At 61.0% G+C, this 24,806-nt stretch carries 21 protein-coding genes; 13 read left to right on the top strand and 8 right to left on the bottom strand.

Annotation, left to right across the window (positions count from 1 at the left end; genetic code table 11):
- Position 1: 1 nt before the first annotated feature.
- Together FHW96_RS09535 and FHW96_RS09530 are read right to left on the bottom strand one after the other, a co-directional pair.
- Positions 2 to 886 (bottom strand): tyrosine-protein phosphatase, encoded by an 885-nt coding sequence (locus FHW96_RS09535; RefSeq protein WP_172340334.1) that lies wholly within the window; start codon positions 884 to 886, stop codon positions 2 to 4.
- 20 nt (positions 887 to 906) lie between these two features.
- The gene (locus tag FHW96_RS09530; RefSeq protein ID WP_172340333.1) at positions 907 to 3,330 is read right to left on the bottom strand and encodes a TonB-dependent receptor; all 2,424 of its coding nucleotides are present in this window, start codon (positions 3,328 to 3,330) and stop codon (positions 907 to 909) included.
- A gap of 185 nt (positions 3,331 to 3,515) precedes the next feature.
- Between FHW96_RS09530 and FHW96_RS09525 the strand changes: the two genes are divergently transcribed.
- The 9 genes from FHW96_RS09525 (at position 3,516) to FHW96_RS09485 (ending at position 12,435) form a co-directional block, all read left to right on the top strand.
- Positions 3,516 to 4,823: a flavin-dependent oxidoreductase gene (locus tag FHW96_RS09525; RefSeq protein WP_172340332.1), complete on the top strand. Its 1,308-nt coding sequence runs from the start codon at positions 3,516 to 3,518 to the stop codon at positions 4,821 to 4,823.
- Positions 4,807 to 5,262 carry a DUF3237 domain-containing protein gene (locus FHW96_RS09520; RefSeq protein WP_172340331.1) on the top strand — a complete coding sequence of 152 codons (456 nt, stop codon included), beginning with the start codon at positions 4,807 to 4,809 and terminating at the stop codon, positions 5,260 to 5,262. Before FHW96_RS09525 ends, FHW96_RS09520 begins: the two co-directional genes overlap by 17 nt.
- Before the next feature lie 39 nt (positions 5,263 to 5,301).
- Positions 5,302 to 5,541 carry a type II toxin-antitoxin system ParD family antitoxin gene (locus FHW96_RS09515; RefSeq protein WP_172340330.1) on the top strand — a complete coding sequence of 80 codons (240 nt, stop codon included), beginning with the start codon at positions 5,302 to 5,304 and terminating at the stop codon, positions 5,539 to 5,541.
- Between the two features lie 17 nt (positions 5,542 to 5,558).
- A complete protein-coding gene (locus tag FHW96_RS09510; RefSeq protein WP_371815682.1) occupies positions 5,559 to 5,867 on the top strand; it encodes a type II toxin-antitoxin system RelE/ParE family toxin in 309 nt (102 codons plus the stop codon).
- A 31-nt stretch (positions 5,868 to 5,898) separates the two neighbouring features.
- On the top strand, positions 5,899 to 6,525 hold the full coding sequence (locus FHW96_RS09505) for a LysE family translocator (RefSeq protein ID WP_172340329.1): 627 nt from the start codon (positions 5,899 to 5,901) through the stop codon (positions 6,523 to 6,525).
- A gap of 61 nt (positions 6,526 to 6,586) precedes the next feature.
- On the top strand, positions 6,587 to 7,639 hold the full coding sequence (locus tag FHW96_RS09500) for a LacI family DNA-binding transcriptional regulator (protein WP_172340328.1): 1,053 nt from the start codon (positions 6,587 to 6,589) through the stop codon (positions 7,637 to 7,639).
- Between the two features lie 142 nt (positions 7,640 to 7,781).
- Positions 7,782 to 10,058: a TonB-dependent receptor gene (locus FHW96_RS09495; protein ID WP_172340327.1), complete on the top strand. Its 2,277-nt coding sequence runs from the start codon at positions 7,782 to 7,784 to the stop codon at positions 10,056 to 10,058.
- A gap of 75 nt (positions 10,059 to 10,133) precedes the next feature.
- A complete protein-coding gene (locus FHW96_RS09490) occupies positions 10,134 to 11,843 on the top strand; it encodes an arylsulfatase (protein WP_172340326.1) in 1,710 nt (569 codons plus the stop codon).
- 232 nt (positions 11,844 to 12,075) lie between these two features.
- Positions 12,076 to 12,435, top strand: coding sequence for a hypothetical protein (locus FHW96_RS09485; protein ID WP_172340325.1), 360 nt, complete (start codon positions 12,076 to 12,078; stop codon positions 12,433 to 12,435).
- A 309-nt stretch (positions 12,436 to 12,744) separates the two neighbouring features.
- Here the strand turns inward: FHW96_RS09485 and FHW96_RS09480 are convergent, their stop codons facing one another.
- Entirely contained in the window at positions 12,745 to 13,020 is a 276-nt protein-coding gene (locus tag FHW96_RS09480; protein WP_172340324.1) for an HU family DNA-binding protein, read from the bottom strand.
- Positions 13,021 to 13,833: 813 nt separating this feature from the next.
- Between FHW96_RS09480 and FHW96_RS09475 the strand changes: the two genes are divergently transcribed.
- The 3 genes from FHW96_RS09475 (at position 13,834) to FHW96_RS09465 (ending at position 17,411) form a co-directional block, all read left to right on the top strand.
- Positions 13,834 to 14,937 (top strand): replication initiation protein, encoded by a 1,104-nt coding sequence (locus FHW96_RS09475; protein ID WP_172340542.1) that lies wholly within the window; start codon positions 13,834 to 13,836, stop codon positions 14,935 to 14,937.
- Between the two features lie 182 nt (positions 14,938 to 15,119).
- A complete protein-coding gene (locus tag FHW96_RS09470; protein WP_172340323.1) occupies positions 15,120 to 16,322 on the top strand; it encodes an AAA family ATPase in 1,203 nt (400 codons plus the stop codon).
- Between the two features lie 45 nt (positions 16,323 to 16,367).
- Positions 16,368 to 17,411 (top strand): ParB/RepB/Spo0J family partition protein, encoded by a 1,044-nt coding sequence (locus FHW96_RS09465; RefSeq protein ID WP_172340322.1) that lies wholly within the window; start codon positions 16,368 to 16,370, stop codon positions 17,409 to 17,411.
- Between the two features lie 56 nt (positions 17,412 to 17,467).
- Here FHW96_RS09465 and FHW96_RS09460 read toward each other — a convergent pair whose 3' ends face one another.
- From FHW96_RS09460 to FHW96_RS09440, 5 genes are all read right to left on the bottom strand, one after another.
- The gene (locus FHW96_RS09460; RefSeq protein ID WP_172340321.1) at positions 17,468 to 18,238 is read right to left on the bottom strand and encodes an IclR family transcriptional regulator C-terminal domain-containing protein; all 771 of its coding nucleotides are present in this window, start codon (positions 18,236 to 18,238) and stop codon (positions 17,468 to 17,470) included.
- Between the two features lie 56 nt (positions 18,239 to 18,294).
- Complete coding sequence (gene pcaF, locus FHW96_RS09455) at positions 18,295 to 19,497, bottom strand: 3-oxoadipyl-CoA thiolase (protein WP_172340320.1); 1,203 nt, start codon at positions 19,495 to 19,497, stop codon at positions 18,295 to 18,297.
- Positions 19,494 to 20,138 (bottom strand): 3-oxoacid CoA-transferase subunit B, encoded by a 645-nt coding sequence (locus FHW96_RS09450; protein ID WP_172340319.1) that lies wholly within the window; start codon positions 20,136 to 20,138, stop codon positions 19,494 to 19,496. The genes pcaF and FHW96_RS09450 overlap by 4 nt, the downstream gene beginning before the upstream one ends.
- Positions 20,135 to 20,848, bottom strand: a complete 714-nt coding sequence (locus tag FHW96_RS09445; RefSeq protein ID WP_371815681.1) for a CoA transferase subunit A — start codon at positions 20,846 to 20,848, stop codon at positions 20,135 to 20,137. The genes FHW96_RS09450 and FHW96_RS09445 overlap by 4 nt, the downstream gene beginning before the upstream one ends.
- A 210-nt stretch (positions 20,849 to 21,058) precedes the next feature.
- Positions 21,059 to 22,954 carry an EAL domain-containing protein gene (locus FHW96_RS09440; protein WP_172340317.1) on the bottom strand — a complete coding sequence of 632 codons (1,896 nt, stop codon included), beginning with the start codon at positions 22,952 to 22,954 and terminating at the stop codon, positions 21,059 to 21,061.
- A gap of 259 nt (positions 22,955 to 23,213) precedes the next feature.
- Here FHW96_RS09440 and FHW96_RS09435 point away from each other — a divergent pair, with 259 nt between their 5' ends.
- Positions 23,214 to 24,794: a methyl-accepting chemotaxis protein gene (locus tag FHW96_RS09435; RefSeq protein ID WP_172340316.1), complete on the top strand. Its 1,581-nt coding sequence runs from the start codon at positions 23,214 to 23,216 to the stop codon at positions 24,792 to 24,794.
- The last annotated feature ends 12 nt before the right edge of the window (positions 24,795 to 24,806 follow it).

Genomic DNA, 24,806 nt, shown 5'->3' with positions numbered 1-24,806 from the left:
TTTACCGACGAGTCAGATAAAACCCGCGCAGGCGCTGGATTTCTCCGACGCCAAGGCGCAGTTCGTCGCGCAGATAGCCCATCGCACCGCCCTGATGCGCATCGATCACGGTAAAGGCGGCCTCGATATAGGAGCGGTCAACGCCCACCAGCAGCTTGAGCGCCTCAGGCGGGAGCGCGGCAAAAGGACTGTTCGCCATAGCCTTGCCGCCCATCAGCTTGGCCGGGTCAAGCGTCTGGTTCGACAGCATATAATCGGAAATCACCGTTTCACGCGGCACGCCCAGCGCGGTCAGGATCAGCGCCGCGCCAATGCCGGTGCGATCCTTGCCCGCCGAGCAGTTGAAGGCCAGCGGCGCATGACCCGCCAGCAGCTCGCCAAACATGCGGCGATACTGGCTGTTGAATTGCGTGAGCAGGCGCGGATAGGAAGACGCCATCGCGCCGCGCACCTGATCGGCGGTAAACTGGCGCGGATCGCCCTTGGGCAGGAATTGCCCATTATCCATCACATAATCATCGGCCAGCACGCGGGGCAGCGCGTGGGGCCAGTTCACCGGCTCGGCCTGCCGTTCGGCGGTGGAACGCAGATCGCAGACCACGCGAATGCCGCGCTTTTCCAGCGCCGCGTAATCATCGGCGGTCAGCCCGGTCATCGAACCCGAACGATAGAGCAGGCCCCATTTGACCATCCGCCCATCGCTCGTGCGATAGCCGCCGAGATCGCGGAAATTGCGCCCGCCTTGCAAAGGCACCACGCGCGAGGGCGCGATGCCCGCAGGCGCAGCAACAGACGCGGCCGCAACGGGCCGCGCCTGCAACGCAGGATTGGAGGAAAAAGCCAGCGCCAAAGCGCCCAGCAAAGCGAAAGAAGCGCGTTGACGCATGGCCATTCCCTCCGTTTTCATCAGAACTTGACGTTGATTTCGCCGCCAAAGGTGCGCGGGTCGTTAAAGAAACCGCTCACGCCTGCCTGCGCACTGCCCGATTTGTAGAACATGTGTTCTTCGTTAAACAGGTTGCGCGCCCAGATGGCGATGGTCACCTTGGCGCCGGTATTGGCAGCCTCAATGTCGGCCAGAGCAATGCGGCCGTTGAACACCAGTCCGGCGTCGCCCTTGGGCTGAGCAAAGCGGACCGAGCGGTTCACGCTGTCATAGTTCGAGTCGGTGTAATTGGCGTAATAGCCCGAGTCATAATTGCCATCGAGGTGGAAGCGCAGCTTCGTATCGCCCGTGCCCAGCAGCATTTCGTAATCGATCGAGCCGCTGGCCGAATGTTCGGGGGTGTAAACCTGATAGATCGGCACCGGCACGGTGATGAACACGCCGCCGGTCTGGGGGAACGGGTTGACCGTGGCCGGGATCGACACATGGTTATAGGCATAGGACGCGCTGAGCGTCAGGCCCTTGACCGGGGCCAGCGTCAGTTCGGCCTCGACGCCCTTCATATGGCCGGTGCCCGGCGCGTTGACGGTGTCGGTGGTGGTGCGGGTGGTGGCCACGCGCACGCCGTTGACGACGTCTTCATACAGGCCGCTGAAATCAAGCTGAATATTCTTGTAGCTGCCCGCGTAGGCGGCCACGTTGAAACGGGCGCGGTGATCGAAAAATTCGGTCTTGGCGCCGATTTCGAACATCGAAACCGTTTCAGGATTGAACGAGCGATAGGCCAGCGAACGCGAATTGGCGCCGCCCGCGCGATAGCCGGTGCTCCACTTGCCATAGAGATGCACATCGCGCGAGGCATCGACCGACAGATTGACCAGCGGATCGACCCGCGACCACGACGCATTGAGCAGCACCGGAGCCGTCACGTTGACGCCGTTGACCGGCACCACCGGGGTCGCGCCATTGACCGTGAACAGGCTGCCGTTCTTCTTGTCATTGGTCCAGCGCGCGCCCACCGTCAGATGCGCGGCGTCGTTCATGATCGCGGGCGTATAGGTCGCCTGACCATAGACGCCGGTGCTGGTGGTCTTCACATGGCTGGCGCGCTGGATGGTCTGCTTGCTGTAATCGAGCGGCAGGACGGTATAGGCGCTGCCCGCCGCATCGGTGAACTGCACGGTGTTGAATGCCTGCGCGCTGTCCTGCACACGCTCGACATAATAGAGTGCACCGGCCTGATATTTCAGGCGCGGCAATTCGCCAACCACCTGAAATTCCTGGCTGACCTGATTCTGACGGAAGGGCGCGAGGCTGTAGCGGCCAAAGGCGAAATTGGCGAAGGTCGCGGTCGAGGTATAACCCTGCTGCATCGAGGTGCTGGCCGAGCCATTGTCATACTGGGTCTGCGTCATGTCGCGATAGGCGCTGATCGAACGCAGGCTGAGATGGGGCGCGACCTGCCATTCCAGACCAAGGCGAAAGCCTTCGGCCTGACCGACGCTGGGCTGTTGCGGCACGCCGACTGCGGCCACCGAGGCGCGATGCGGCTCCAGCCTGAACAGGGCCGCGGTCAGATTGGCCGGAACCGCCGCGCTGCCGCTGCTCGACGCGGGCAGGCCGGTGCCTGCCGAGATCTGCTGCTGATAGAGCGTGCTCGTCTCGTCATGCGAATTGTCATAGGACAGGTCGGCGGTGAAATTCGCCGCGGGCTTCCACAGCGCTTCGACGTGGAAACCGCGCTTGTCATAGGAATTGAAGCCCAATGCCCCTTGCAGCGGGTTTTTCACAAAGGCGTCGCGCTGGGCCTTCACCGCATCGATCTTCAGCGAGATATTGGCAAATTCGGGCAGGTCGAGGTGGATCTCGGCCTTGTTGCTGCCATAGTTGCCAACGCCCGCGGTGGCGTTCATCTTCAACTTGCCGCTGGGCTTCTTGGTCACGATATTGACCGCGCCGCCTTCAGTGTTGCGACCGAAGAGCGTGCCTTGCGGACCTTTAAGAACTTCAATGTTTTCAACATCAAACAGCGCAGTGCCCAGGCCTTGCGCGCGGCCCTGATAAACGCCGTCGACGTAAACGCCCACGCCCTGATCGCGCGCAGGCTGGTTCGAGTCCGAAAGCACGCCCACGCCGCGAATGTTGACGATCAGCGCGCCCGGCCGCGAAAAGAACGGCGCAACCTTGAGGCTGGGGATCGCGCCATCGCCCAGATCGAGCAGCGAGGTGACATGGCGGTTTTCCAGACCCGTAGCGGTCAGCACCGAGATCGAGATCGGCGTGGTCTGCAGGTCTTCCTTGCGCTTTTGCGCGGTGACGGTGATGGTTTCCAGACCATCATCCATAACGGCAGCATCAGCCGCAGGCGCGGTTTCGGCGTGCAGCGGGCAAGCGGCGACAATCGCGGCCAGAGCGCTGGCCGCGAGCAAACGTGAAGACAACATCGAACAAGACCCCCTTATGATTCGTAAGGCGCCTTTCGACGATGCGGATGACAGGGGTTGGTCAATTCCGTGACATTTCAATGTCACCCCGCAAATGTTTTGCTTTGAACGGTACGCTGGTTTACCGGCGCAGGAATGTTGCGGACGATAGCACTATCGGCGCAAGTTTCGGATTTGAGGATGCAATGACACAAAATCGTGTTCTGATCGCCGGGGGCGGCATCGGCGGGCTGGCGCTGGCCTTGACGCTGCACCAGATCGGGGTGCCCTGCACCTTGTTTGAAAGCATCGCTGAATTGCGTCCGCTGGGCGTGGGCATCAATCTGCAACCCAATGCGGTGCGTGAACTGGCCGCGATGGGCATTGGCGAGGCCGAGATGGACGCCGTCGGTATCGCCGCCAAGGAATGGGCGCTGGTGGGCCTGAACGGCAAGGATATTTACAGCGAGCCGCGCGGCAAGAGCGCGGGCTATCACTGGCATCAATATGCGGTGCATCGCGGGCGGTTCCACCTGCTGCTCTATGCCCATGTGGTCGAGCGGCTGGGCGTGGATGCGGTGCGGCTGGGGCAAAAAGTCACCGGATATACCAAACAGGCCGATGGCAGCGTGGTGGCCCATGTCACGCTGGCCGATGGAACGGCGGTGGATGAACATGGCGCGCTGCTGATCGGCGCGGACGGCATCCATTCCAGCGTGCGCGCCCAGATGCATCCCGATCAGCCGCCGATCCGCTGGGGCGGCACGCTGATGTGGCGCGGCACGGCGCGGGGTGTGCCGATCCGCACGGGTTCGTCCTTTGTGGGCCTTGGTACGCATCGGCACCGGGTGGTGATCTATCCGATCTCGGCGCCCGATGAAAACGGGCTGGCCGACATCAACTGGATCGCCGAGCAGACCTATGACGCCACGCATGACTGGACCAAGACGGGGTGGTTTCGGCCCTGTGAACTAACTGATTTTGCGCATCATTTTGATGGTTTCGTCTATGACTGGCTCGATCTTCCGGCGCTGTTGGCGCGCTCGGATGTGGCCTATGAAAATCCGATGATCGACCGCGATCCGATCCCCACCTGGGTCGATGGGCCGGTGGCGCTGATCGGCGATGCGGCGCATCCGATGTATCCCACCGGATCGAACGGCGCGTCTCAGGCGATTGTCGATGCGCGCACTTTGGGCCGGTGCTTGATCGAGCATGGCGTCAATGCGCAGGCTCTGGCCGCGTTTGACGCCGAATTGTGCGGGCCGGTGGGCCAACTGGCCATGCGCAATCGCGGGGCCGGGCCGTTCGGGCTGCTCAATCTGGTCGATGAACGCTGCGGCGGCACGTTTGACGATATCGACGATGTGATCCCCGAAGCCGAGCGCAAGCAATTCATGCTGGCCTATCAGACGGCCGCCGGTTTTGCCCGCGATGCGCTGAACGCCGCGCCGCCGATCATTGCCGAGGGCGCGCGTATGGCGGAAAGGTTCGATCATGACACCCTTGCTTGAGCCCATCTGCACGCTGGCCATCAACCTGACGCGCCCGCATGAGATGGGCGAGTGTCCGGGCGGCACGCGGCGGATCATCCCCATCATGGGCGGCACAGCTAAGGGCGAGCGGATCAACGGGCGCATCCTCAATATCGGCGCCGATTGGCAGGTGGTGCAGGCGGGCGGTCTGGCCCAGCTTGATGCCCGCTATGCCATTGAAACCGATGATGGCGCAGTGGTCGAGGTGATCTCGCAGGGCATCCGCCATATGACGCCGGAAGTGGCCGAACGCGCCGCCGGGGGCGAGGATGTGCCCTTCGAAGCCTATTACATGCGCACCTTCATCCGGCTGGAAAGCGGGCATCCTGATTACGATTGGGTCAATCGCTCGCTGTTTCTGGCCACGGGAGGGAAACGCGGGCCCAGCGTCCATCTGGAGATTTTCCGCATCGGCTGAGATCTTGCCAATTTTTGCCAAAGACGCTATATACGGCCTATGTCCACGATGAACATCTCGTTGCCCGACACGCTCAAGGCCTTTGTGGACCAACAGGTCAACAGCCGGGGCTATGGCACGAGCAGCGAATATGTCCGCGAATTGATCCGCAAGGATCAGGATGCGCAGGCCTTGCGCGAAATGCTGCTTGAGGGCGCGCGTTCGCCCGCCGGAGCGCCTGCCGATGCCGGTTATTTCCAGAGCCTTCGCGAGCGCGCGGCACAGCGCAAACCTTCGTAATCCCCATGCTCCCCGTCGTGCCTCGCGCCCGCGCGCTGGAGGATATTGAGCAGGCCGTCGATCATTACGTACAGGAAGCCGGGCTCGACACCGCCTATGCCTTCATCGACGCGCTTGAACAGGCCTATCGTTTCATCGGCGCCACGCCCGGCGCAGGCTCGACCCGCTGGGCGCATGATCTCAACCTGCCAGGATTGCGAACGGTGCGGCTGAAGGGTTTTCCGTGGCTGGTGTTCTATATGGGCTTTACCACGCATATCGACGTCTGGCGCGTCCTGCATGCCCGGCGCGACATGGCCGCATGGATGGATGACGAGAAGGATTGATCGCCGGGCCAACCGGCATTAGCCTTGGGCCATGGCCAATCTTCCGCTGTTTCTTGCCTTTGTTGCCGCCGCCGCCTTGCTGACCATCACGCCGGGGCTGGATACGGTAATGGTTCTGCGCACCGCCAGCGTCGAGGGGCGCAGACCGGCGGCCATGGCGGGCGCGGGAATCGCGCTGGGCTGCCTGATTTGGGGCGGGGCAGTGTCTCTGGGGCTGGGCGCGCTGCTTCAGGCTTCGCAAATGGCCTATACGGCGGTGAAGATGGCCGGGGCGGCCTATCTGCTCTGGCTGGGGGTCAAATTGCTGATCCATCCGCGCAAAGCTTTGGAAATGAACGCGGATAGCGCCCCGCAAAGCGGACAGGACGCCTTTCGCCGGGGCTTCCTCACCAATATTCTCAACCCCAAGATGGGCGTGTTCTATATCACCTTCCTGCCGCAATTCGTGCCTGCGGGCGTGTCGGTGGCGGCCTATACTTTCTTTCTGGCCGGGGTGCATGTACTGCTGGCCTTTATCTGGTTCGCGCTGCTGATCGCGGCAACAGTGCCGCTTTCAGGCTTTTTGCGGCGCCCCGGCGCGGTGCCCGCGCTCGACCGACTGACGGGCGGGCTGTTCGTCGCCTTTGGCCTCAGGCTGGCGACATCCTCAAGCCGCTGAGCCGGAAATTCCGCGCACCATCTTGTTCGTCGGGCCAACATCCTGCACATAATGGCCGCCTATGTCCCGGCCCACCATCATCGACATCGCCAATCGCGCGGGCGTCTCGTTCAAGACCGTTTCGCGGGTGCTCAACAAACATCCCAAGGTGGGCGAGGAATATCGCGTCAAAGTCGAACAGGCGATGGCCGAACTGAACTTCAAGCCCAACCGTGCTGCGCAGCAATTGCGCGGCGGGCGCTCCTCGATTCTGGGGCTGCTGGTCAGCAGCGGCGCGGAAATCCATTCGCTCGACGAAGGCAACCGCCTGCCTAGCTATATTGCTGATATCATTACCGGCATGCTGCAATCCTGTCAGGCGGCCAGCTTCCATCTCGTCACCGAAAATATCGATAACAGCAACGAGGCGGCGGGCAAGGCATGGCTGGCCGATTGCTTCGATGCGGTCAGTTTCGATGGACTGCTGCTGATGCCGCCTTTGTGCGATACGGGATGGCTGCTCGATGAACTCGACGCGCGGCAAGTGCGCTATGCGCGGATGAATCCGGGCACGCAATTGGGGCGCGGCCTTTGTCTGGTGATCGACAACCATTCGGCGGGGCGCGAAATCGGCGCCTATCTGCTGGATCAGGGACATCGGCGGCTGGGCTATATTACGGGGCCTGCGTCGCATTTCGCGCATACCGGGCGGCTCGACGGATTTCGCGAGGCGATGGCGCAGGCGCCTGACGCGCAATTACAGGTCTGTCAGGGGGCCTTCACCTTCGCTTCGGGCCAGCGCGCCGGGGGTGAATTGCTCGATGGCCCCTCGCCTCCCAGCGCGATTTTTGCCGCCAATGACGAAATGGCAGCCGGGGTGCTGGCTGCTGCTTTCGAACGGGGGCTCAATGTGCCCGGGCAATTGTCGATCTTCGGCTTCGGCGGGCTGTTGATTTCCCAATCGACATGGCCGCGCATTTCCACGGTCAGCCAGCCCACCATCACCATGGCACGCATGGCCGCCGACACGCTGATCGCAGCGACGATGGAGGACCAGGAATTGGAGGCGCGGACCATTCCCATCGCCTATGAATTGAAGATTCGCCAGTCGGTGGCCCCACCCGCTGCGCAATAATCCTGTTTCATCATCACCTTATTTAGAATTTTCTCACCTCTCTTGACAGGCGCGGTCCGCTTGAGACAAGGTTGTCCCATTTAAGACAACCTTGTCATAGCAGATTGTCGGGCCGGAATCGGCCACACATGAGGAGAGGGAAATGACGATAAGACCCCAGCTTTTGCTGGCCGGCGCCGTGTGTGCGATGGCCACGATGACGCAGGCTCATGCTCAAAGCGCAGAGCCCGCCCCCGGCGAAATCATCGTGACTGCACAAAAGCGCGAACAGAACCTGCAAAACGTTCCGGTCTCGATCTCAGTGCTTAGCGGTGCTGCGCTGACCACCAACCGCGTGGCAGGGATCGAACAGCTCGCCCAGATCGCCCCTTCAGTCAATTTCACCAACAGCGCCAACACCCGCGGCCAGGGCGTTTCGGTGCGCGGCATCGGCACGCTCAATTTTTCGGACGGGGTGGAGCCTTCGGTTTCGACCGTGATCGATGGCGTGGTGATTGGCCGTTCGGCGGCTTCCTTCTTTGATTTCAGCGACATCAGCCGGGTCGAAGTGCTGCGCGGACCGCAGGGTACATTGTTCGGCAAAAACGCCAGCGCGGGCGCGATCAACCTTGTCACCGAAAAGCCCAGTCTGACGCGCAACAGCGTGGATGGCACGATCAGCTATGGCACGTTCAACGATTTCCGCCTGAAGGGTTCGACCTCGCTGGTGCTCAAGGATGGTACGCTGGGTCTGCGTCTGTCGGGTTTCCGTTCGACCGCTGATGGCGTCATCACCAATCTGTATAACGGCCAGAACCTCAACAATATCAACACATGGGGCCTGCGTGGCAAGCTGCTGTGGGACATGGGCGAGAACAGCTCACTCTATATTATCGGCGACTATTCGGCCAATAATCGCCGCTGCTGCGTCTCGACCATCCGCTCGATCCTGCCCACCACCACCTATTACAACGGCCAAACCCGCGCGCAACTCACCGCCAATCAACAGCTTGGCCCACTCAACCGCACGGTCAATGTGGATGGCGACACTTTCGGCAATCAGAGCGCAGGCGGCGTTTCGGCCGAATTCAACACCGAAATCCTGGGCCAGACACTGACCAGCGTCACCGCCTATCGCGCCTTCAAGACCTTCGACAACAATGATGCCGACGGCGTGCAGGTCGATGTTTACAACGTCAACAACGCGCTTCAGCATCAAAGGCAGTTCACCCAGGAAATCCGCATCACCTCGCCCGCGAAACAGCGGCTCGAATATGTTCTGGGACTTTTCTATTTTTATCAGAACCTTGATACGATAACGCAGGTCAAGGGGACCGGCTTTACCGCCCTGCCCTCAGGCCAATATCTGGGCAATCAGGTCGATCGTTCGATCCGCAATAACAATGCCGCCGCCTTTGGCCAATTCACCTATCACCCCACCGATGCGCTCTCGCTGATCGGCGGTTTCCGCTATACGGCCGAAAACGCCACCGCCAATTTCGCACGCAGCGTTCTGGCGGGCGCGAATGGCCCGGCCACCGGTCTTGGCGGGCCTGTCTACACCTCGCCCACGCTGCATTTCTCGAACACGGATTTCAGCTACAAGCTGGGGGCGGATTACAAGATCTCGCGCGATGTGATGGCCTATGTCACCTATACGCGCGGCTATAAGGGCCCGGCAATCAACCTGCTCAACAATCTGACCTCGTCGATTGTCGATGCGGGGCAGGCGATCCTGAAACCGGAAATCGCACGCAATCTTGAATTCGGCCTGCGCACCCAGATGCTGGACCGCAAGCTGACACTCAACGTCACCGGTTTCCACGAGACTTTCACCAATTTTCAGGCTCAGACCTTCAATGCCGCGCTCAGCACGTTCACGCTTGCCAATGCGGGCAAGTTGACGGCCAATGGCGTCGAGGTGGAAGCCATCGCGCGGGCCGCACCGGGGCTGAATCTGTCGGCCAACGTCGCCTACACCGACACCAAGGTCGAAGGTTTCGTGATCGCCTGCTATCCCGGCCAGACCCTTGCGCTAGGCTGCGCGGCCAACAGCACACAGGACGTTTCGGGCCAGCCTTTGGCCAATGCGCCGAAATGGGCCTACACGCTTTCGGGCGATTATACCCATGAAATCAATGATAAACTGCGCGCCAAGGCTACACTGTCCTATACCTATCGCTCCAATGTCTTTTTCGCCTATTCCGACCCCAATACGGTGCAAAAGGGCTATGGCCTGCTCAACGGTTCGCTCAGCCTCGAGAGCGCCGACAAGCGCTATCGCCTGACGCTCTGGGCCAAAAACCTGACCAATCAGCACTTCGCCACCAGCATCGGCACCGGCTTTCGCGACACCTCCGCCACGGGCGCGGGCTACACGCAACTGCTGACTTCCGATGCTTTCCGCACTGTGGGCGTAGAGGCCGGTTTCCGCTTCTGACGCCTCCCCTCCTCCGGCGGGAAGGCCCCCTCTTCAAGCCTTTCCGCCGGAACCCCCTGTTCCAAGGACGCCTTCATGCATATTTCCCGCAGACATTTCGTGGGGGGGCTGATGGCCGCCTCCGCGCTCAGCCAGGTTGCCGCCGCCGCAAGCGCTAAACCGGCCCGGCGCCCCAATATCATCACCATCGTTCTGGACGATGTAGGCTATTCCGATCTGGGCTGTTTCGGATCGGAAATCCGCACGCCCGCCATGGATTCCATCGCGCAAGGCGGGCTTCGCTATGTCCGCTTCGACACCAAGGCGGTCTGCGCCGCCACCCGCGCCGCGCTGATGACCGGGCGCAACAGCCACAGCGTCAACATGCCCGATGTGCCCGATGTGGCAGGCGTTATGCGCGGCGATCCCGAGGCCCAGCGCCTCTATCGTATGCCGCAAAACGCCCAAACCGTGGCGCAGGCGCTGCGCGATGGCGGCTATGCCACATGGGCGATCGGCAAATGGCATCTGATCCCGATGGGCGATCTTCCCCCCGGCGCTTCGCGCGAACATTGGCCTTTGCAGCGCGGCTTCGACTATTTTTACGGCTTTCCGCGCGGCTGGACCGATCAATATAAGCCGGAACTGGTCGAAAATGACGGCTATATCCATCCAGACCTGCCGCAGGACTATCACCTCTCCGCCGATCTGGCCAATCGGGCCATTTCGCTGATTGAGCGTCAGCCGCAAGACAAGCCCTTCTACCTCAACCTCGCCTTTGGCACGGCCCATGCCCCGCTTCAGGTGCCGCGCGAATGGTCGCGGCCCTATGACGCGCTCTACACCCAAGGCTGGGATGCGATCCGCAAGTCGCGCTATGAGCGGATGAAGAAAATGGGCATCATCCCGCAGGAAACTCTCCTCCCCCCGCGCGAAGCGCAGGATCGCGCTTGGACCAGCCTGTCAGATGACGAACGCGAGGTTTTTGCCCGCTATATGGCGGTCTATGCCGGTTTCATCGAACATTGCGATCATCAGATCGGCCGGGTGCTGGATTCTCTGCGCCGCCTTGGGCAACTCGACAATACGCTGATCGTGCTGATTTCTGACAATGGCGCGGCGGCCGAAGCCGGACAGGAAGGCGAGTTCGACGGCCTCTACAAGCCCAATACACTGACCCCGGCGCAGCAAAAGGCGCGGATCGACGAACTGGGCACCGGCAAGACCCAAGCTGAATATCCAAGGCCGTGGGCCTATGCCGGGACCACTCCGCTGCGCCGCTACAAACTCTGGCCGTTTTCCGGCGGCACGCGCACGCCGTTGATCGTGCATTGGCCCGCGATGGTGCGCGATCCGGGGCATATTCGGCGGCAATTCGTCGATGTGGTCGATATTGCCCCCACCCTGCTGGAGGCCGCAGGCGCCGGCTTTGCGCCGCGCGTGGGCAATGTGGTGCAGATGCCGGTCGCGGGGCGCTCTTTCCTTGCCACGCTGGGCAATCCCGCCGCGCCCGGGCGGCAGGTGCAATATTTCGAGCTGCGCGGCAATCGGGCGATCACCAACGGGCCATGGCGCGCGCTGGCGATCCACAATTGCGGCGCGCCCTATGCGCAAGACAAATGGCAGCTCTACAACATCGATCGGGACTTTTCCGAAAGCACCGATCTGGCCGCGCGCCATCCCGATATTGTGCGGAAAATGACCGCCCTATGGGAGGCTGAATGGCAGCGCCATGTCGGGCGCCCCCTGCCCCAGCCTGTGCCCTTTACCTGCGCGCCTCACGACCAGTTCGACCGCGCCCATTAGCTTGCGTGGTGCCGACATGATTGAACCATGTCGGCGCCGCTTCTGCGCTGGCTTTGGCATCATCGCCGCGTCCTGAACGCTCTTTTCGCTGTCCAGCAGCGTTGCATCCTGCCCCCCAGGAGGTCAGGATAGCGATCCTCTTGCGCAAAACCGACATAGACTTTTTACCACGGCGCGAAACAGGCACCGGGGCTTGTCAGTGTGCGCGTCACACTTGGGCCAGTCCTCTTCGTTGAAGATATATAAGCCGCAGATCAGCGATGGTGATTATCCAAGCGTGCCGATACCTGATCCTGCCGCCGGATCGCCGGGCCATCTTTCATACGAGACATGTCGCGCGCTCTTCTCCCCTCAGGCTGCCGCGCGTCCGAAAGTGTTGCAACAGGACCGGGCTGAGGTTGGTGAAAGTTTTTCGGTCAATGCGGCTGCTTTGTTGGCCGCAACCATGGCATCAACCGTGCCGTGGCTGGCGCAGATGCACAAATGCCCCTTAACCGACGCTTCTGGTGAGCTAACGCAGGGCGGTCTGGATATTGGCCCGCGCAAACGATCATACGAAGCGCCGAAGCGGGCGTTTCTCCCCATGGGCTAAGTTTGGCTTATCCGATCTCGCCCGCCGTCCAACTTTGATGGAGCCGTTCTCGACCCTCTGCCAGTTAAGCCGTACAGAAGCACCACAAGCGGAACATGAAATTTCGCCAGCTTTGCTCATCGGGCCACGCGCATGGGCGCGCGTAGCGGTGGAGCCTATGTTCGAGCTGCTTCAAATCGATCTGGAAGTGTTTCGGTCCTGCAGGCGCCGGTAACGCGCGGTCCGATATGTAGGCCCTTTTAAAAAGGGGGGCCCCACCGGGGCCGTCAAGCGCAGGGGAGCCGCAGCCCCCCTGCCCTCTTAGTGTCTTCAGCCGTTCAGCTTGTCCTTCACCGCCTTGGCAGCGGTGAAGCCCAGCTTCTTGGAAGCGGCGATCTGGATGGTGTCGCCGGTGGCCGGATTGCGGCCTTCGCGGGCCGGGCTTTCCTTGACCTTGAACTTGCCAAAGCCGTTGAGCGAAACTTCTTCGCCTTCCGCAGCGGCATCGGCGATGGCGGCGAAAACGGCATCCACATACTTGCGCGCGTCAGCTTTGGTGATGCCCTGCGAGGCAGCCAGCTTGTCGGCGAGATCGCTATTGTTCATGGTTTCAGTCCTTCAAGTGAAATGGATGGCCTCTGCTAATGCGTGTTGCCGCCGGGATCTATCGGGGATTTGGGGTTTTTGGGGCTATTTGCCCGATGCATCCACAGTTTTGCGCTCATTTGAAGCGAAATTGGCGTTTGTGGCAGGTTATCAGATCCAGGCCTCTTTGCGGCAAGGATTGAAGTAACCAGGGCCTCTGGTTTTTTAGCTGAAATTGCAGCCCTGCAATTTTTCCGTGAATTTCAGCCATTATATTGAAAATAAACATTTTTACCAATGCACGACGCCGCTTTTGCGGTGGCGTGATGATTCCAGATTCTAAAGATTCTAGATTCAGGCCTGTTTCGCGATGTATTTTCAATAGTTTAGATCACCATTCCTGACCGCTTGGGGGTGTTATCCTGTCTTTATGGGGGCTGATACCTGTCCTCTTGGGGGTGTTTGGCTGACCTCTTGGGGTATCCTGTCTCCTTGGGGGCATAAGGTCAAATTGGTGATCTGGATGAGGGAAAGGCACATTTTCGGTTGTGTTTGTCTCATTCTTTGCTCTCGAATGCGAATCGGACAAGGCCTTTGTGAGCAGCATTTGCGTTCCTGAAACTCTATCCTGTCCTTTTGGGGGCTAAACTGACCTGACTTGACCCGACTGGTCAGGTCAGGCATCAATCGGTGAAACAAGGGCGCCGATTCATGGCTGAGGAAATGCAACTGGACATTGTCGAGGATCATCGCGTCGACGATCACCGCGCTGGGGATCGTGGTGCCGGGGATCATGGCGTGGAGGACAATGGCGCGGCCGGGACCGCGCGGGCCATGCGCGTGGCTGCCACGCTGGCGCGCAAGGGCGGCGATGAATTCGTGAAGCCCGGCAAGCTGGTCGAGGTCCGCTTCGTTAAAGGCCAGTCGCTCAGTTTGACCGCCTCACGCCTGCTGGCGCTGATGATCCTGACGGCTGGGGGCGACGCATGGCGCGATACATCGCATAAATTGCGCAAGGCCGACATCCGCCGCGGCCACAAAGGCAATGAGCGTATCGTTGATATGCTTGAGGAATTGCACCGCACCCTGTTTGCTGAGGATGACACGTCATGGCGTGGGCGCAAGGCGACCAAGCGTTTCAGTCTGATCGAATCCTCGTGGGAGGAGGTCGAAGAGGGCGATAAGGAGACCGGCTGGATCGAGTGGCGCTTTACGCCCGATGCCCGCCGCCTCATTCAGGAATCGCAGACTTATTCGGTGATGAACCGTCAGGCGGTGCTGGGTTTCCGTTCGGCCTATGCACTAAAACTCTATGAGGAAGGGGCCTTGCGGCTGCACCGTCGACAGCCGATCTGGCGTGTCGATATGCTGGGCCTGCGTGCGGCGTTGGGCATTGATCCTGATAAGTATGGCGATTTTGCTCAGTTGCGCCGCAAGGTGCTGACGGTCGCGCAATCCGAGATCGACCAGTTGGCCCATTACAATCTGGAATGGAAAGAGATCCGCCGGGGCAGGGCGGTGGCCGAGATCGAGTTTCGCTTCGTCCCCAAGGACGCGCCGGCCCAGATTCAGACCGTTGATGAACTGGAGCGCCATTCTTCGGGCCGCAAGGCGCGGCGCGAGGGAGAAGTGGAAATGATCTCCGCCCCTGCGGCGATCCCCGCGCCCACCCCGGCCCCTGCCCGGGCCAGGCGGGCTGCCGCTGCGCCTTCAACCCCTTGGGAGAAATTTCCCGAAGGATCGCTGCGTTACGGCACCGCGGAGAGCGCCTTTCGCGATGTCGCGCTGCGCTATGGCGGCGGCTGGGACATGGATGTGATTGCCGACGCCTATCGTCAACAGATGGGCGATCGTTTGGGCTCGCTGCGTGGGGCGAAGCTGGAAAAATCGTGGCGCGGTTTTTGCGAGGCCTTTTTCTCGCGCCGGGGCCGACCCTGAAATCGTAATTGCAGGGCTGCAATTGCAGCCCAGAGGCGCCAAATCTGCCCCCACGAGGTCAGGATAGACCTCGCCACTTTCGCTTTACAAGCCGCAAATTTCCGCCTTTGCGAATTATGCAGGATGCTTGACGAAAAAGTGAAAATCGGGCAGGTGCCATTTAACTTTCGAAAGGAGCACACATGGCTTCCGCGCTTGACGAAGTTCGCATGGAAGAAGCGCTCGATGTTGCCTCATTGGCGGATCGCTCTTCCTCAGTTCTGGAAAAACTACGTTCCTCTGCGCGCGATATGCGGGCCGAGGAAAGGCGTGAGCCGTCCTTTCCTATCGGCAAGGCGGCCGAACTGGTTGGACGCACCACGGCCGCGATTCGCGAGGCGGAAAGCGATGGCCGCCTTGAAGCACCACCACGCGGCGAAAACAACCGTCGTTTGGGCTATACGCTGGCCCAGCTTAACGACATGCGCGGCACTTTTGGCACGCGTCCATGGCGCGCGCCTGAAGACCCCTGTTCGATTCTGGCGGTCCAGAATTTCAAGGGCGGCGTGGGCAAATCGACGCTCTCGGTCCATCTGGCGCAATATCTGGCGATCCATGGCTATCGGGTGCTGCTGATCGACTGCGACAGTCAGGCCTCGGCCACCACGCTGTTCGGCTATATCCCCGATCTCGATCTGGGCGAGGAGGACACGCTCTATCCCTTCCTGCGCGAGGGCGAGCGCCAGACGCTGGAATATGCGATCAAGAAGACCCACTTCGACGGGCTTGACCTGATTCCGGCCAACCTGCGTCTGTTTCAGTCCGAATATGAACTGGCCGCGCGTATGGCGCGCGGGCAGGGGGCTTTGCTCAACCGCCTCTCGCAAGGCATCCAGTCGGTGCAGGATCTCTATGATGTGGTGATCCTCGATCCGCCGCCGGCGCTGGGCGCGATCTCGCTTTCCGTGCTGCGCGCGGCCAATGCGCTGGTGGTACCGGTGCCGCCCACGGTGATGGACTTTTCCTCGACCGCGGCGTTTCTGGCGATGCTGGATGAAACGATCCAGGATCTCCAGCAATATGATCTGGCGCCCCAGCTGGCTTTCCTGCGTTTCGTTGCCTCCAAGGTCGATGAAAACAAGTCGATGCATCGCGCCTTGCTTGATTTGATGCGCCAGCTTTACGGCAATGCGATGATCCGTACACCGCTCAAGGATTCCGCCGAAATCGACAACGCCACCGCGCGTCTGATGACGGTTTATGAACTGTCGGGGCCGATGACCAGCAAGCAGGTGCGCGACCGCTGCCTGACCTATCTGGACGGGGTTTGCGGGGAAATCGAGGTGGATATTCGCCGCACATGGCCCAGCCATCTGGCCCGTTTGCGCAAGGAAGGACTGGCGTAATGCGCCAAAATTGCAGCCCTGCAATTTGTGAAGGGAACGTGTAAGATGAGCTCGAAAAACAAGAGCTTCATGGCCGATCTGGCCTCGGTTGTTGAACCGGTTGCTGATGCAGGCAGCCGTCCCTCGCGCCTTGGCGTGGGCGTGCTTTCGGGGCGCAACAACCGGCTTGCCGAACTGGCTTCGGGCTCTGTGGTCAATAATCCGCAGGAACTGGTCGATCCTGATCGTTGCCGGATTTGGATACGGCACAATCGCGATTATGCCGCGCTCAATGAAACCCGCTGCTCGGACCTGATCGAGAGCATTCTGGCGCAGGGCAAGCAGGAAGTGCCCGCCATTGTCCGCCGCGTCCATAATGACCCGAACTATGATTATGAGGTCATTTGCGGCGCGCGGCGGCACTGGTGCGTCAAATGGCTGCGGGCCAACAATCACCCGGAAATCCGCTATCTGGTGGAAATCCGCGATCTGACTGACGAGCAGGCTTTCCGTGTTTCGGATCTGGAAAATCGTGCGCGTGAAGATCTGAGCGATATCGAGCGCGCGCGCGATTATCTTCAGGCGCTGGGCCTCTATTATAACGGCCGTCAGAAAGACATGGCCAAGCGTTTGAACCAGTCCGAGGCATGGCTGAGCCGCTATCTCGATCTGGCGCGCCTGCCGAGCGACATTCTGGGCTCTTTTGCCGATCCGTTTGAGCTCAAGATCTCGCATATTGGCGCGATCAAGCCGCTGCTCAAGGAAGATGACTGCCGGGCAGCCGTGCTTTCCGAGGCGCGGCGCATCCGTGAAGGGCGGCGCATGGGCGAAGAGGACCTGCCCGCGACCGTGCCTGATATCATCCGCGCCTTTGGCGCTGTGGCCAATAAAGAAGCCGAAGCGCGTAAGAAAACCGCGCTGGTCAAAGCCCCCAAGAAGTCAGGATCGGATCAGATCATCCTGCGTAACGGGGCCGGCGTGCCCTTGCTGCGTATCGAGGGCAAGGATCGCAAGAGCATCAGCCTGACGCTGTTTCCCAAGGATGGCGGCAGCAAGGAAGAGGTTGAAACGGCGCTGCGCGATCTGCTCGACCGTTACTGGGAAGACTAAGCGGTAGAACCCCGGAATGGCCAAAGGGCAGGCCATTCCGGGGCAACGGTTTGAAATTACAGCCCCGACGCGCTGGCCAGCCCCACCATCCGCGCCGTTTCGATCAGGGCAGGAGCGATATTCGAGCGCAAATGCTCGACACTATGCTCCATTGCATTGACGCCGACATTGAGCGCCGCGATCACCAGACCTTTGGCATTGCGCACCGGCACCGCGACCGAGCGCAGCCCAACCTCAAGCTCCTGATCGACAATGGCCAGCCCATCACGGGCGACCCCGTCCAGAATCGCGCGCAGATCCTCCAGAGAAGCCACCGTATGGGGCGTGCGCGAGGGCAGGGGGGCAGGGGGGAGCAAAGCCTCGCGCTGCTCCAGCGGCAGGCTGGAGAGCAAAATACGGCCCATGGACGTACACCACGCCGGAAGACGACTGCCGACATGCAGGCCGATCGCCAAGATCCGGCTGTGCGAGGCCCGTGCGACATAGAGCACATCGGCCCCGTCCAGCACCCCAAGAGAACAGGATTCCCCGAGCCTATCGCGCAGATTTTCCAGCAAGGGCTGAGCAATCGCCGAGAGGGAGCGGTCCGAAAGATAGGCGCGCGCCAGCCCCAAGACCTTGGGCCGCACCGAAAAAGATCTTTCATCCTGAGCCACATAGCCGGTCATCACCAGCGTATGCAGGCAACGCGCCACCACCCCGCGCGGCAGGCCGGTGTGGCGAGCAAGGCTGGCGATGGACTGATCCGGGCCCAATTCGACAAAGGCCTCCATGACCATCAGGCCGCGGGCCAGAGATTGCATGAAATCGGGGTCTGACTGGCTCATGCGCGCATCTCCTTTAGGCGAGGGCCTATGACAGCCCCCGCCATGCCTGTCGAGGTTCAGACCCGCTCGACAATCGCGGCAATGCCTTGGCCCACGCCTACGCACATGAAGGCGAGGGCATAACGACCGCCCGTCCGCTGCAATTCCTCGACCGCCGAGAGCGTGATGCGCGCGCCCGACATACCCAAGGGATGCCCCAATGCGATCGCCCCGCCATTGGGATTGACGCGCGGATCACCCATATCGACGCCCAGATCGCGCAAAGTGGCGATGCCCTGCGCGGCAAAGGCCTCGTTGAGTTCGATCACGTCCATATCGGCCATGGCCAAGCCTGTCCGGGCGAACAGACGCCGGGCCGCCTCGACCGGGCCGATGCCCATCACGCGGGGTGCCACGCCTGCGCTGGCCATCGCTACCACCCGCGCGCGCGGGGTCAGGCCATGGGTTTTGGCTGCATTTTCGCTGGCGATGATCATCGCGGCGGCGCCATCGTTCAAACCGCTGGCATTACCCGCCGTGATCGTGCCATCGGCGCGCACCACGGGTTTCAACTTGGCCAGAGCCTCCAATGTGGTCGCGCGTGGGTGTTCATCCTGAGCAAAAACAAGGGGTTCTCCCTTTTTCTGCGGGACTTCAACCGCCACGATTTCCGCCGCCAGACGCCCATTGGCCTGTGCGGCGGCGCATTTCTGCTGGCTGAGCAGGGCAAAAGCGTCCTGATCTTCGCGCGAGACATTCCATTCGGAGGCGACATTTTCCGCCGTTTGCGGCATCGTATCAACACCCCATGTCGCCTTCATCGCCGGATTGATGAAGCGCCAGCCAAGCGTGGTGTCCTCGATCTTCTGATCGCGGCCAAAGGCGTTGCCCGCCTTGCCAAGGACATAAGGCGCGCGGGTCATGCTTTCCGCGCCGCCCGCGATGATGAGGTCGGCGTCCCCGCTGCGGATCGCCTGGGCCGCGATGCCTACCGCATTCAGGCCGGATCCGCACAGGCGATTGACGGTCGTCCCCGGCACTTCCTTGGGCAGGCCGGAGAGCAGGCCTGCCATGCGGGCCAGATTGCGATTGTCCTCGCCCGCCTGATTGGCGCAGCCCAGAATGATGTCATCCACCGCGCCCCAATCCACGCCCATGTTGCGCAGCATAAGCGCACGCAGCGGGATCGCGGCAAGGTCGTCGGCACGGATGGTCGAAAGCGAGCCGTTCAGCCGCCCGATGGGCGTGCGGATCGCGTCACAGATAAAAGCCTGCGTCATGCTGCACTTACCTTCAAGGGCGCGCCCGTCTTGGCCACCACATCATCCACCGAAACTCCGGGCGCGCATTCGACCAGCGTCAATCCGCCCACTTTCTTGTCCACCGCGATCACGGCCAGATCGGTGATGATGAGATCGACCACTCCGCGCCCCGTCAGCGGCAAAGTGCATTGCGGCAGGATCTTGGGGCTGCCGTTTTTGGCGCAGTGATCCATCACCACCACGATGCGCTTGACCCCGGCAACAAGATCCATCGCTCCGCCCATGCCCTTCACCATCTTGCCCGGAATGGTCCAGTTGGCCAGATCGCCATTGGCGGCCACTTCCATCGCTCCCAGAACAGCCATGTCGATATGCCCGCCCCGGATCATCGCGAAACTGTCGGCGCTGGAAAAGAAACTGCTGGTGGGAAGCGCCGTCACGGTCTGCTTGCCTGCATTGATCAGGTCAGGGTCCGCCTCGCCCTCATAGGGGAAGGGGCCGATGCCCAACATACCGTTTTCCGATTGCAGCGTGACGGTGATGCCTGCGGGCACATAATTGGCTACCAGCGTGGGGATGCCGATGCCAAGGTTCACGTAATAGCCGTCGCGCAGTTCCTTTGCCGCGCGCGCGGCCATTTGATCGCGGGTCCAGCTCATGCTGCGGCCTCCTTTTCGCGGGTGGTCAGTTTCTCGATGCGCTTTTCATTGATGGTGGACAGCACGATGCGGTCGACGAAAATCCCCGGCGTGTGGATGCAATCAGGATCGAATGTGCCCGCAGGCACGATTTCCTCGACTTCGACCACAGTGACGCGACCGGCGGTGGCCATGTTGGGGTTGAAATTGCGCGCGGTCTTGTTGAACATCAGATTGCCCGCCGGATCGGCCCGCCATGCCTTGATGATCGACACATCGGCGCGCAGCCATGTTTCGCGGACATATTCCTCGCCTTCGAAAAATTCGGTCGGCTTGCCCTCGGCCACCACGGTGCCCACGCCCGTCTTGGTGTAAAAGGCCGGAATGCCCGCGCCCCCGGCGCGAATACGTTCGGCCAGCGTGCCCTGCGGGGTCAGTTCCAGCTCGAGTTCACCGCTCAGGTACTGTTGCTCGAACAATTTGTTCTCGCCCACATAGGAGGAGATCATTTTGCGGATCTGGCGGCTTTCCAGCAGCATCCACAGGCCAAAGCCATCGGCCCCGGCGTTGTTGGAAATCACCGTCAGATCGCGCACGCCGCTGGCGCGGATCTGCGGGATCAGGCTCTCTGGATTGCCCGAGAGGCCAAAGCCCCCCGACATGATGGTCATTCCGTCAAACAGCAGGCCCTCCAAAGCCGCTGCGGGGTTGGGAAATATCTTTCCGGACACCTTGCTACCTTTCCAATGTGAACGATAATCGGACATGAAGTACAATAATCGTTTCATAATCGATTCGAAGCACGCGGTCAAACCCCGCAACAAAGATGCTAGGCAGGCGGAATGGCCCCCTGAGGCGCTCAGGAAGGCGTAGAGGCGCAAAATGGCAGCGGGAGGGTGGGGGGCGTCGGCGCTGAGGAGCAAGTGGGCTCAGCGGGCCGTTCAGGCGCTGTTTTGGCGTACTCCACCGGCGGCGGGAAAGGAGCTAGCCGAGGGCGGACTCTTGCCTGCATGCACTTCGACCAGCGGCATAGGTGCGCTGATCGGCCCGCTGGCGGCATGCTGGATCAACAGGCGGGCGGTTTCGGACCGGTCGACGGCGGGAGAAAACAGATAGCCCTGACCAAAGGGACAGCCCATTTCGCTCAGCCTTGCCGCCTGCTGGGCATGTTCGATCCCTTCGGCGGTGACGGTCGCGCCCCGTTTATCGGCAATCGCCAGCAGGGCGGCAATGATCGTGCTGCTCAGATCGTCCACTGTCAGGCGGTCGATAAAGGATTTGTCGATTTTGAGACTGTCGAAGGGAAAATCGAGCAGATGGGTCAGCGAAGCATAGCCGGTGCCGAAATCGTCAAGCGCGATGCCGATACCCTGTTCGCGCAGGGCCTCAATGGTCGTCGCCATATTGCGGTCGTGGCGGTCGAAATAGACGCTTTCGTTGACCTCCAGCACCAGTTGGCCGATCAGATCGCGATCGCCCGCAAAGGCCTGTGTGATAACCTGCAACAGCCGCGATCCGCGCAGATCGGTCGCCGTGACATTCACCGCCATCGAAATGGGGGGAATGCCCGCGTCGCGCCACATGCGCAGATCGGCGGCCACTATTTCCAGCATGACACGGGTCAATTGGCTGGCGATGCCGGGGGCGATGGTGGCTTCGGCAAAGGCGCCTGCGGGAATGATCGCGCCTTCGGGCGTGACCATGCGGCACAGCGCCTCCAGCCCGACAATGCGCCGGTCGCTCAACCGGACGATGGGTTGATACCATGCGCGCAGGCGCCCCTCAGCCATCGCGGCCTGAACCGTCGAGATTGAGGACAGGCGGGCGGCCACAGGATCGCTCATTTCCGGGGTAAAGCGCAGAAATCCGCCTCGATGCACCGATTTTGCATGAAACAGCGCATGGTCGGCATTGCGCAGCGTATCGATCGCATTGCTATCCTGATCGCTTAACGCGGCAAAGCCGATGGTGGCCTCGGGAAGGATCGAGAAGGTGGCGAAATCGATTGTTGCGCCCATATGCGCCAGTATATGATCGGCAAAAGCCTCCAGCGCGCTCAACCTTTCGGGCGCTACGATCAGGATGGCGAATTCATCCCCGCCGATGCGAAAGGCACGGTCGGGCGCGGCCAGATGGGCCAGTCGCCCGGCGGTTTCCTGGAGCAGCCGATCACCCGCCTCATGGCCGAATGTGTCATTGGTGGTCTTCAGATTGTCCAGATCGACCAGCATCAGCGCCCATGATCCGGGCAGATCGCAATCGAGATGGGCCAGCGTCTGCTCAAAACTGCGCCGATTGGGCAGATTGGTCAGCGCATCCATATTCGCGCTGCGCTCGCGCTCGGTGACGCGCAAATGGCGCGCCATGGCCAGTTCGCACAAATGGATGCAGATTTCGACCAATTGCCGCTCGCCGGGCGTCGGCCCCCGGCTTTGGCGGAAATAGAGCGCGAAAGTGGCCAGCACGAGGCCCGAGGGATCGAGAATGGGCGAGGACCAGCACGCCCTCAGCCCGAGCGGCAGCGCGCCATCACGGAAATTGGCCCAGCGCGGATCTGCGGCAATATCGCGCACCTCGACCGGCGCGCGGATATAGGCCGCCGTGCCGCAGGAGCCGACATTGGGCCCGATGGCCACATTGTCGAGCGCCGCGCTATAGGCATCGGGCAGGCTGGGCGCGGCCAGCGGATGGAGCATCCCACCCCGGTCCACCATCAGCACCGAGCAGATCACCTCGGGAAAATTGGCCTCAAACGCCCGGCACAAATGGTCCATCACGCGTTCGAGCGAGTCGCCGCGGGCAATGTGTTCCAGCGTAGTAACCCTGAGATCGATCACCCGGGCATCCCTCGCAACAGCTCTTATTCTCTGGGGTTACCATATCGCCGGTAGGATTAATCAATCCCTTCCCGGCGGCGATGGATTCGACGGATTTACACCTCTATTAAGACTATCTTAGCCAAAATGGGGTTTTAGCCAATAGGGGTCGCTGGGAAAAACCCGGAGGGTTTCGGGGCCGGAACATTGTTGGAAGCTTCCGTAGTCAGTCGTTTATATCAGGCGTCGGGATTTACGCTTGCGCTTCGAGAGGGTGATCATGGTCAAGTTTAATATTCGCACCCTGATTTTGGCGGGATTTACCGGAATTGTGGCGACGATCCTGATCGTTGGCCTGTTTGCCCATTCGCGACTGGCGATGACCGAGGACCATGCCGTTGCGCTGAACAACGATGCTGTGGCCGGGCTTTACCAGAGCGCCTTGCTCAAGGATGCTCTGGTGGCCGATTTCCTTAAGGCGCGTGAGGTTGTCGGCCAAGGCAAGGGCGCCAACCGCGTGGACACCCCGCCATCCTCGGTCGAACCGATGATCGCGGCCTATGAGCCGACGATCTTCACTGAAACCGACCGCGAGGCCTTTGCCCGCTTTAAGCGCGATTACGCCGCCTATCGCAACGCCGAGCAGAACGTTTATGCCGGCACGGGGCAGACCGATGTCCTGCTTTCGCGCTATAAAATCGCTTATGACGATACCGGCGCGCTGGCGCAGGGCAATCAGAAGCGCGCGGTGGAAAGAATCGGCGAGATCGGCGGGCAGATCGTATCCTTGCAGAATTCGATGACGGTCGGCTTCCTGATCGCGTTGGCTGTGGCTTTGCTGGCCGGTTATATGCTGCTTTCCGCGATCATTCCGCCGCTCAAGCGCCTGACGGGCCTGATGGACACGATGCGTCAGGGCGATTTCACCCAGCGCATGCCGATCATGCGCGACGATGAACTGGGCGACCTGAGCGAAGGCTTCAACCGCATGGCCGAAGAGGTGATGGAGCTGGTCGGGCAGGTGCAGCGCTCGGGCATCCGCGTCAGCACCTCGATGACCGAGATCGCCGCCACGTCCAAGCAGCAACAGGCCACCGCCGCCGAAGTGGCCGCCACCACCACCCAGATCGGCGCGACTTCACGCGAAATCGCCGTTACGTCCAAGGAACTGGTGCGCACGATGACCGATGTGGCCGCCGTATCCGAGGCTGCGGCCGCCCTTGCCTCGGGTGGGCGCAGCGGTCTGGCCGAGATGGAAGACACGATGGCGCAGGTGATGGAAGCGGCCAATTCGATCAATGCCAAGCTGGCGGTGCTGAACGAAAAAGCAGGCGATATCAATCAGGTGGTGACCACGATCACCAAGGTTGCCGATCAGACCAACCTGCTCTCGCTCAATGCCGCGATCGAGGCGGAAAAAGCGGGCGAATATGGGCGCGGCTTTGCGGTCGTATCCTCGGAAATCCGCCGTCTGGCCGATCAGACCGCCGTTGCCACCTATGACATCGAACAGATGGTCAAGGACATCCAATCCGCCGTTTCGGCCAGCGTGATGGGCATGGACAAGTTTTCCGAGGAAGTGCGCCGGGGGATGCATGACGTGCATGCCATTGGCGACAAGTTCTCCGACATTATCATGCAGGTTCAGGCGCTTGCCCCGCGTTTCGAAAGCGTGAACGAGGGGATGCAGACCCAGGCCACGGGCGCCGAACAGATTAGCGAGGCGTTGGTGCAATTGAGCGAGGCGACCCAACAGACGGTTGAATCCCTGCGCCAGTCGACCTCGGCCATCGAAGAGCTCAACCTTGTTTCGACCAATCTGCACGGCAGTATCGCCCGTTTCAAACTGACATCGGCCTGATGAGGGGCGCGT

The sequence above is a fragment of the Novosphingobium sp. SG751A genome, assembly GCF_013149295.1.
Taxonomy (GTDB): Bacteria; Pseudomonadota; Alphaproteobacteria; order Sphingomonadales; family Sphingomonadaceae; genus Novosphingobium.
The sequence above is the reverse complement of the archived record's forward strand: the minus strand, read 5'-3'. Positions and strand labels throughout refer to the sequence as shown.